Source organism: Paenibacillus foliorum, assembly GCF_013141765.1.
Taxonomy (GTDB): Bacteria; Bacillota; Bacilli; order Paenibacillales; family NBRC-103111; genus Paenibacillus_S; species Paenibacillus_S foliorum.
The window spans coordinates 240,939-248,661 of sequence record NZ_WHOD01000052.1; the positions used below are offsets into that span (position 1 = coordinate 240,939).

Here is a 7,723-nt window from a genome sequence, read left to right on the forward strand (position 1 = left end):
TATTGTCGATATGCACCAGCAAGATGCATATGCACGACACAATATAGGACGGGAATATCGCGGTTTAGACAGCTATCTACAAGCAATCTGCCGAAATGCATAGCTGCATAGGCGCCAAACAATATTAGCGATATGCAAAAAAAATAGACGTATGCGTCACTTAGTACAAGGAGACATCGTCCTGAGAAATACCAAATTTTATAGGTTATTGGCAGTTATAGTTTTCTTATATTCGGTTGTACTGATACCATATATTCGTTTGAATGCACGACAAAACGTATTGGATGAGTTATATCCGACCTTTTCGGCGATATCTTTCACTGAATAACTTTCAATCAAAAGCAATTTCTTGGCATGCTCCATCCTTAACGCTTCCAAATATTCTGTAAAGATGATGCCCGTCTGCTCTTTGATAAAATACGATAAATATACCTCCGAGATATGGAATTTTTCCGAGATCGCGAGCAATGCAAAATTGGGTGAATGATAATGAGAATGAATCATCTCAATAATTCCCTTGAGCAATTGATCGTTATGACTTCTCTTCCGGCTATTAACAACCTCACAAATATGTAAACAAGTTCTTTCAATGGATCGAAAGATTTCCTGAACATCCTCGAGATGGTCAAAAGGGGCGAACAATGCTTGTAGTTGTTTTGTCAGCAACTGGTCATCAATTACGATTTGTTCCACTAATTTGGCTATACTGCCTTTGATATCATACACAAGGAGCTTCATCATGGATGAGGAAAGATTCCGCTTATCAAAATTTTCACTGTAAAACTCAACGAATAACTTCTGTACCTCCGTTTGATTCCCTGCCTTGATATAATTCATCAGTTTTAATTCAACGTCAGAAGGATAATAATAGCTTCCGTTAGTCTGCGGCAGATCACTGAACCAAACCATTCCTTTGATTGCTTTCCAAATTTTATAGTCAAGTGCTTGTTCCGCTTCTTGATAGGAGCGTGAAATTTCTTCAAGGCTAGTATATATATTTCCTACTCCAATCGAGGGGTTATAGAGCTGCTCATGCATTTCCCTGTTCATTCGAAGCACAAATTCATCTACCAATTTTTTACAATCATCCAAATTACGGGATCTGCATGAAAAAATCAAAGCGACTTTATTGCCATTCATCGCATGAAAAAAAACATTCTCACTGATTCGTGAAATGACATCTTTGATCATCAAGCTTTTGATATCCAAATCCTGCTGAATTTCCTTTTGTACAATAAGGTTATGATCACTTAAAGAAAGTACAGCCACAACAAAGGTTTCGCCAAACAAATCAATTCCGAGACGATCCATAACCAGCTTATTATCATCCGAAATCGAAAATTCACCTTTTAATAAACGTTCAAAGAAGGCAATTCTAAGCATAGGACGCTGTTTATCCATTTCTTGCTGTAAAGCATCATTATTGTTCTTCAATCGAGAAATCCCTGCTTGAATCAGTTGATAAGCATCTTTAGTTTTTTCATGCTTACCCATTTCTTCTCCACTCGACTCAAAGGTATTGACCAAAAATCGTATCGGCTTACTGCTTCGATAGGCCATGAGAATGGCAATGATTAATCCTATAGTTAACGAAAGCATAAAGATGGTGAGAATTGTATTCTTGATATAGTTAACCTTTTCAAATGCGATGTGGGCAGGCTGAGATACAACGTAAGTCCAGCCGTTGTAGGCTGAAGTCGTATAGGTAGTCATCATGTTGTTGGATGCAGCCGATGGAAATATCGTGCCGCTTGCGGAAGTGAAATTGATCAGGTCTGGAGAGAAGGGACGGGATTCATTGGAAATGAAGCTTATAATTTGACCGTTTTTATCCGCAATATATGCTGAGCCCCCATCAGCAATATCCAACCCGCTTAATAATTTAACCAATTCGAGATTATCTATTAAGATGACAATTGTAGCGAATGAATTGGTTCCATACCCCAAGGATTGAATATAGGTGATCATCTGTTGTTCTTTCCCATCAATCGTGTAAGCGGTTGCAGGTAGGATGGTTTTTGTGTGATACTTTCCCATGAACTGTTGAGTCCATTGCGTGTAATCAAGCTTCCCATACTGTAGCACATTTGGATAAAACGTCGGTAAATCATAAACTTCTGTAGGTGTCATGACAAGTTTACTATTTGCAAATAAAACATAATAATTAGCAATGAAATGATTAAATAAATTGTAATTGACCAAGCTCTTTTTCATTTCTATGGTTCGATATGTATTGGACCCCTCAAATGGGTCAGCTATATACTGAAATGTAATGAGGTTTGGGTCCAACGTGATTTGTTGTGTGATCCGATCTACCTCATCAAGTCTGCGATCAATGATTTCCTTGCTTTGATTGAGCAAAGTCATATTGGATTTGGCCGTCTCGGTCTCTATAACACTAATGGTCTTATTATAAGTTAATGTCCCAATCATGATGGGGACAAGCAAAACAAGCAAGTAAGGCAACAAAAATATGCGAGTTATTTTGCTTCCTTTATATTGCATGTTTTCCCCCCCTTCCCAGCTCGTTGGTCCCTATAATTATATCCTACATTCCGCAAACAGCATAGTAAGATTCATTTGTCTGGCAGCCAATCCAAACATTTTACTGCACCAGATCGACCACACCATCAGCTTCGGAACCGAGAATATCGATTAACGTAATCTCATTGCCAGCTTTGCTCCTTTATTAGATGAAAAAGATTCGATCGCCTTGATCAATCCACTCGTGCCGATCGAGATCAGATCCTCCGAATCTTCTATGAAAGTATACCCGAATTCGACTATTTGCTACGTTCGGATAATAGAATACGCTAAAGCAAGATGGTACCCTTAATGCTATCCGTAAATTGTTAATAAATTGTAAATAGAATTTGAAAGGGGTATTTTCATCTCTAATGTATACGGTGACGCTTAACATGGCTGGTCATGAACATATTCAAAAAATTGGATCGAAAGCGCTGCAGCTTGCAAAATTGACAGGACAAAACGTTAAAGTCCCAGGTGGTTTCGTCATTACCTCGAATGCGTTGGAACGTTTTCTGGAAGCAAACGGTCTGCGGACCCCCGAGCTCATAGGAGATTTCGAAAGTAGGCTCATCGAGGCACGGCTGCCAGAGGACGTTTATGACGAAGTAACAGCATCCTTCGAGTCAATGCGTGGCCAGTCTGAGAGTGGAATGATGGCTGTGGCTGTGCGTTCCTCGTCCTCGGCGGAGGATCTAGAGGAGGCCTCGTTTGCGGGGCAGTATGAGACGATATTGAATGTAACTGACCTGACGCACTTGCTGAATAGCCTGAAACGTTGCTGGGCCTCTCTTTTTTCCACAAGGGTGCGGGATTATGCGCAGCAAAAAAATGTAAGTTCCGATATGGGCAGCTTTCCTATGGGTGTATTGGTGCAGCAGATGGTGCAAGCGGACGTATCGGGCGTAATTTTCAGCATGAATCCTGTGACGCATAATGAGGACGAGATTATCATTAATGCAAGCTACGGCTTGGGCGAGTCGATCGTTTCCGGTCTGGTCACACCCGATTCTTATGTCATAGGCAAAACCGACGGGCACATAGAGAAAGAGTTAGGATTGAAGGAAGTTAAAATCGTGGCGGCCGGCAAAGGGACGGTGGAGCTCACAACAACGAAAGAGGAGCAAAACCGCTTCTGTCTATCCGACGAACATATCGCCGAGTTGGTGGAGCAGACACATAAAATTGAAGTTTTCTACGAGATGCCGGTTGACATTGAGTTTGCGATAAAAGACAGACATATTTACATTTTACAGGCAAGACCGGTTACTACGTAACTACGGTCTGGCAAAATCACACCTAAACTGGAGGCTAGCAACAGTATGTCTATTACAAAAACGTTTCGAAGTGATCTTATGCTACAGGAGGAAGATATAAAACAGGGGTTTTGGGTCCAGGACGACGTTCACCTGTCGCATGCGCTGACGCCGTTGTTCGCCTCATTTATGGTTCCGGCGGTGACGGAAGGCACAAAGGCGGCTTTCGAAAATCTGAAGATGCCTTTGTCCCAATTTCGTTATAAACTGGCCGACGGTCGAATTTATCAGTATACCGTTCCTTATCCAGGCGACCCGCAGAAGCGATTGGAAGAACATAAGAAAACCATGGTGTCGCTCCTTCCGATGTTGAGTCAGCACCTGAAAAACTATGTGGATCAAGAATTTTTGCCGTTCTACCGGAGTCTGGGCGAAGACAGCAAGCTTGCATTAACAGTGGGGGAAGCGAAGGAGAAACTGCTTGGGTTGTTCGATTTTTACCGCAGGGCCTGGCAGCTGCACTTTGAGATTATCCTTCCACGAACCGCCTTTATGGCCTTGGAGCAAATGTACGGCCAACTAACGGGAAGTGCTGATACAGTAGTCGTATACGATATGCTAGCGGGGGTCATGAACAAATCGCTTGAAACCGACAGAGAGCTGTGGAAGCTAGCAGATTGGGTTAAGCAGTCTCCGGTACTGGTGGCCGCTTTTGCCGAGGAAGCGACGGAAGTGGGTTACAATGTTCGGATCGAACAAACTGAGGAAGGCCTCACGCTGCTGAAACGCCTTCAGGATGTTTTGGAGATATATGGGCAACGCTCAACCAATTCTCACGAGTTTAACGATGAAACTTGGGCCGAGAATCCAGAATACGCACTGCGCATTATCGCCAGGTACATCAAGAAGGATTATGACTTCGACCGTGAATTTGCGGAGACCGTGCGGCAGAGAGAAGCCAAGGCAGAGGAAGTGATCGCAGGCCTCCCGGAAGTGGAATTAAAGCAGACCTTCGTTATGATGTATCAATGGGCGTTGGATAGCTGGGGCTTGGATGAGGACCATCATTTCTACATCGATGCCATGCTTCCTGCTAAATCACGGCCATTTCTGTTGAATGTAGGCAGGTTGCTGGTGGATCAGGGGGTTTTGGAAGACAAAGCTGATGTTTTCTTCCTCTATCTCGATGAACTTTTGGCTATGCTGTCTGATCCGACACCGCTGCATGCTCAGATTGGGCAAAGAAAAGCGGAGTTTGAAGTGAACAAACAGAAGCAGCCGGCACCTTTCTACGGGACACCGCCCGAAGTGCCGATGGATCCGGCTCTGGAGCGGATCTTCGGCGGAAAACCACCTGAAATCCAGGAGCAGGAGCAGACGTTTACCGGTTATGCTGCTTCACAGGGAACCTATACAGGTACGGTTAAAGTGGTTCGCAATCCGGAGGACTTTTCCAAGGTTCAGCAGGGAGATGTACTGGTCTGCAAGACGACGACCCCGCCATGGACTGTGCTGTTCTCTATTGTGGGAGCAATTGTGACCGATGCCGGCGGAATTTTATCCCATGCGGGCACGGTGGCCAGGGAATACAAGCTTCCTGCCGTTGTGGGCTCAAAGGTCGCGACGTCTTTGCTGAAGGATGGCGACATAGTTAAGGTGGACGGTACCAAGGGAGTGGTCCACTTTGGGCAGCAGTCCTAGTTATCGGCTCAGCCTGCTGTCCATCTTGACGGGAACGTTTCTAGTTCCCGTCAATTCCACAATGATCGCCGTGGGGCTGCCGACGATAGCCGGCGTGCTGGGCGTGAGTCTGGCGCAAGCCTCTTGGGTGATTACGATTTACCTCATCGTCATGGCTGCTATTCAGCCCATCGCAGGTAAAATGGGCGATTTGTACGGCAAACGGACAATGTTTCTGCTGGGCATGATGCTCTTTCTGATCGCTTCGGCGGCGTGCATGTTTTCGTTCAGTCTGCTGTGGCTTATCATGTTCCGGGCGGTACAAGCACTAGGTGGTGCAATAGCGGCCCCGAACGCAACCGCCTTGATACGCGACGTCGTTCCCAGAGATAGGCTCGGTAAGACATTCGGAACGTTCGGCCTGCTGATGGGCCTCGGGGCCGCGATCGGTCCGCTGGTCGGTTCCATACTGATCGGTGAAATAGGATGGACTTCGATATTTTGGATCAACATCCCATTCGCCCTCTATAGCCTGGTGATGGCATCGATTTATCTTCCACGCACACTCCCTCGGAGCGGCGAAGCGACCCTTGATATTTTGGGGGCGGTTTATATGGCAGCTGGCTTAACCTTGCTGACCCTGGTTGTGACACATCGCGAGTTTCTCAGCGCTTGGACCGCCGTCGCGCTGGTGCTCATCACAATGCTTTTCATTCATCGGGAAAGGCGCTGCAAGGCTCCCTTGATCCAATTTTCACTGTTCAGGAACCGAATGTTCAGCAGCGCGAATATAGCGATCCTGTTAAGTAACGCGATCATGTACAGCACTATTCTGGTTATGCCCGTACTGTTACAGACGGTCTATCATTATTCCATGCAGACGGTAGGGATGCTGCTGTTTGTTTTCTCCCTGTCGATGTCGGCCTGTTCCTGGATCGGCGGCTCTCTGACCGATCGGCTCGGGAAAAGGCGTCTCGTGCTGCTGTCCTTCGCAGTCTCGGCGGTAGCTCTGCTCGGTTACTTAAACATTTACCGCTACCCGAATATCTCTTATATAGCGGCCGGTTTACTGGTCGGCGGGATCGGTTCGGGTATGGGAACGCCGTCCATGCAGGCCGCTTCACTGCAGTCGGTATCCAAGGAGATGTCGGGCCTTGCCTCGGGCATTTTTTCCACGTCCCGCTATATCGGCGGCATGGCGGCTTCCGTGATGGTCAGCGTGCTGCCAGATTTTCATGTGCTGTTTTACTGCCTGCTTATTTTTGCGGCGGTGGGTCTACCGCTGTCCGGTGGCCTGACGGAACGGTCCGGCAGCTCGTCGAAAGCCGATTAGATATGGCCAATAGCCCTGTTCGCTCTTCCCAGAGAGCAAAATGTCGTCAAGCTCCAGCTTGCCTGCTTCTGCAAGCTCCGGCCAATGCTTTTATAACTTGGCAACTTCCCCCAACTCCGGAACTACCATTGGTTGTGGTGCAAGAATTAATAAAGATAGCAATTTCCCAATAAATTTTAATTAACTATGCCACAATACCAATTGTTATATGAGCCATTTGTTGAAGCAGCTCGTCCATGACAAAAACATCCTTATTTTTATAGAATAGAGCCTGCCTTCAAGGCAGGCCACCCAAACCTTGTATACTTGACTTTATCGTTTCACCTTATAAAACTCATGATACAGCTTCTTCAAAGCCCGCTTCTCAATCCGGGATACATAGCTGCGCGAAATCCCCAGATCCTTCGCAATCTCCCTCTGTGTCCTTTCCTCTCCGCCTGCTTCAAGCCCGAAGCGCCCAACAACTACCTCTCACTCACGTTCATTCAAAATATCCAGATTTCTGTAAATTTTCGACTTCTCTATCTTAAGCTGTACCTTATCCACGACATCATCGGCTTCCGTACCAAGAATGTCGATTAAAGTGATTTCGTTCCTCTCTTTGTCCGTTCCAATGGGATCATGAAGGGAAACATCCTTGCGTGTTTTCTTTAGCGATCTCAAATGCATAAGTATTTCATTCTCGATACAACGGGCTGCGAAAGTGGCCAGCTTGGTTCCTTTATCCGGTGAAAACGATTCGATCGCTTTGATCAATCCAATCGTTCCAATTGATAAGAGATCCTCCAGATCCTCGCCTGTATTGCCGAATTTTTTGACTATATGAACACGAAACGATGTAAAAAATTTTGTTGACGTGATGGGCGACCTTCAATAAAACGGAATTTTTCATAGTAATTGTGACTTAACCCATAACTTTGCCGATTTG

Annotated in this window: 4 protein-coding genes and 2 pseudogenes; 3 read left to right on the plus strand and 3 right to left on the minus strand. The window is 45.6% G+C overall.

Features of this window, described 5'->3' with window-relative positions; genetic code table 11:
- Positions 1-198 precede the first annotated feature (198 nt).
- Together GC093_RS12975 and GC093_RS36895 are read right to left on the minus strand one after the other, a co-directional pair.
- A complete protein-coding gene (locus tag GC093_RS12975; RefSeq protein ID WP_171652284.1) occupies positions 199-2,505 on the minus strand; it encodes a helix-turn-helix domain-containing protein in 2,307 nt (768 codons plus the stop codon).
- Between the two features lie 165 nt (positions 2,506-2,670).
- Positions 2,671-2,760: pseudogene (locus GC093_RS36895) on the minus strand (RNA polymerase subunit sigma-70); the annotation flags it as partial.
- 158 nt (positions 2,761-2,918) lie between these two features.
- On the opposite strand from GC093_RS36895, the gene GC093_RS12985 reads away from it, so the two are divergent.
- Genes GC093_RS12985 through GC093_RS12995 form a run of 3 tightly spaced genes read left to right on the plus strand, consistent with a single transcriptional unit; the run spans position 2,919 to position 6,795 of the window.
- Positions 2,919-3,803 (plus strand): PEP/pyruvate-binding domain-containing protein, encoded by an 885-nt coding sequence (locus tag GC093_RS12985; RefSeq protein ID WP_171652285.1) that lies wholly within the window; start codon positions 2,919-2,921, stop codon positions 3,801-3,803.
- Positions 3,804-3,848: 45 nt separating this feature from the next.
- Positions 3,849-5,483 carry a PEP-utilizing enzyme gene (locus GC093_RS12990; protein ID WP_171652286.1) on the plus strand — a complete coding sequence of 545 codons (1,635 nt, stop codon included), beginning with the start codon at positions 3,849-3,851 and terminating at the stop codon, positions 5,481-5,483.
- Positions 5,467-6,795 carry an MFS transporter gene (locus GC093_RS12995; RefSeq protein WP_246314164.1) on the plus strand — a complete coding sequence of 443 codons (1,329 nt, stop codon included), beginning with the start codon at positions 5,467-5,469 and terminating at the stop codon, positions 6,793-6,795. Before GC093_RS12990 ends, GC093_RS12995 begins: the two co-directional genes overlap by 17 nt.
- A gap of 312 nt (positions 6,796-7,107) precedes the next feature.
- On the opposite strand, the pseudogene sigK reads toward GC093_RS12995, so the two are convergent.
- Positions 7,108-7,620, minus strand: a pseudogene (sigK, locus tag GC093_RS13000) (RNA polymerase sporulation sigma factor SigK); the annotation flags it as partial.
- Between the last annotated feature and the right edge of the window lie 103 nt (positions 7,621-7,723).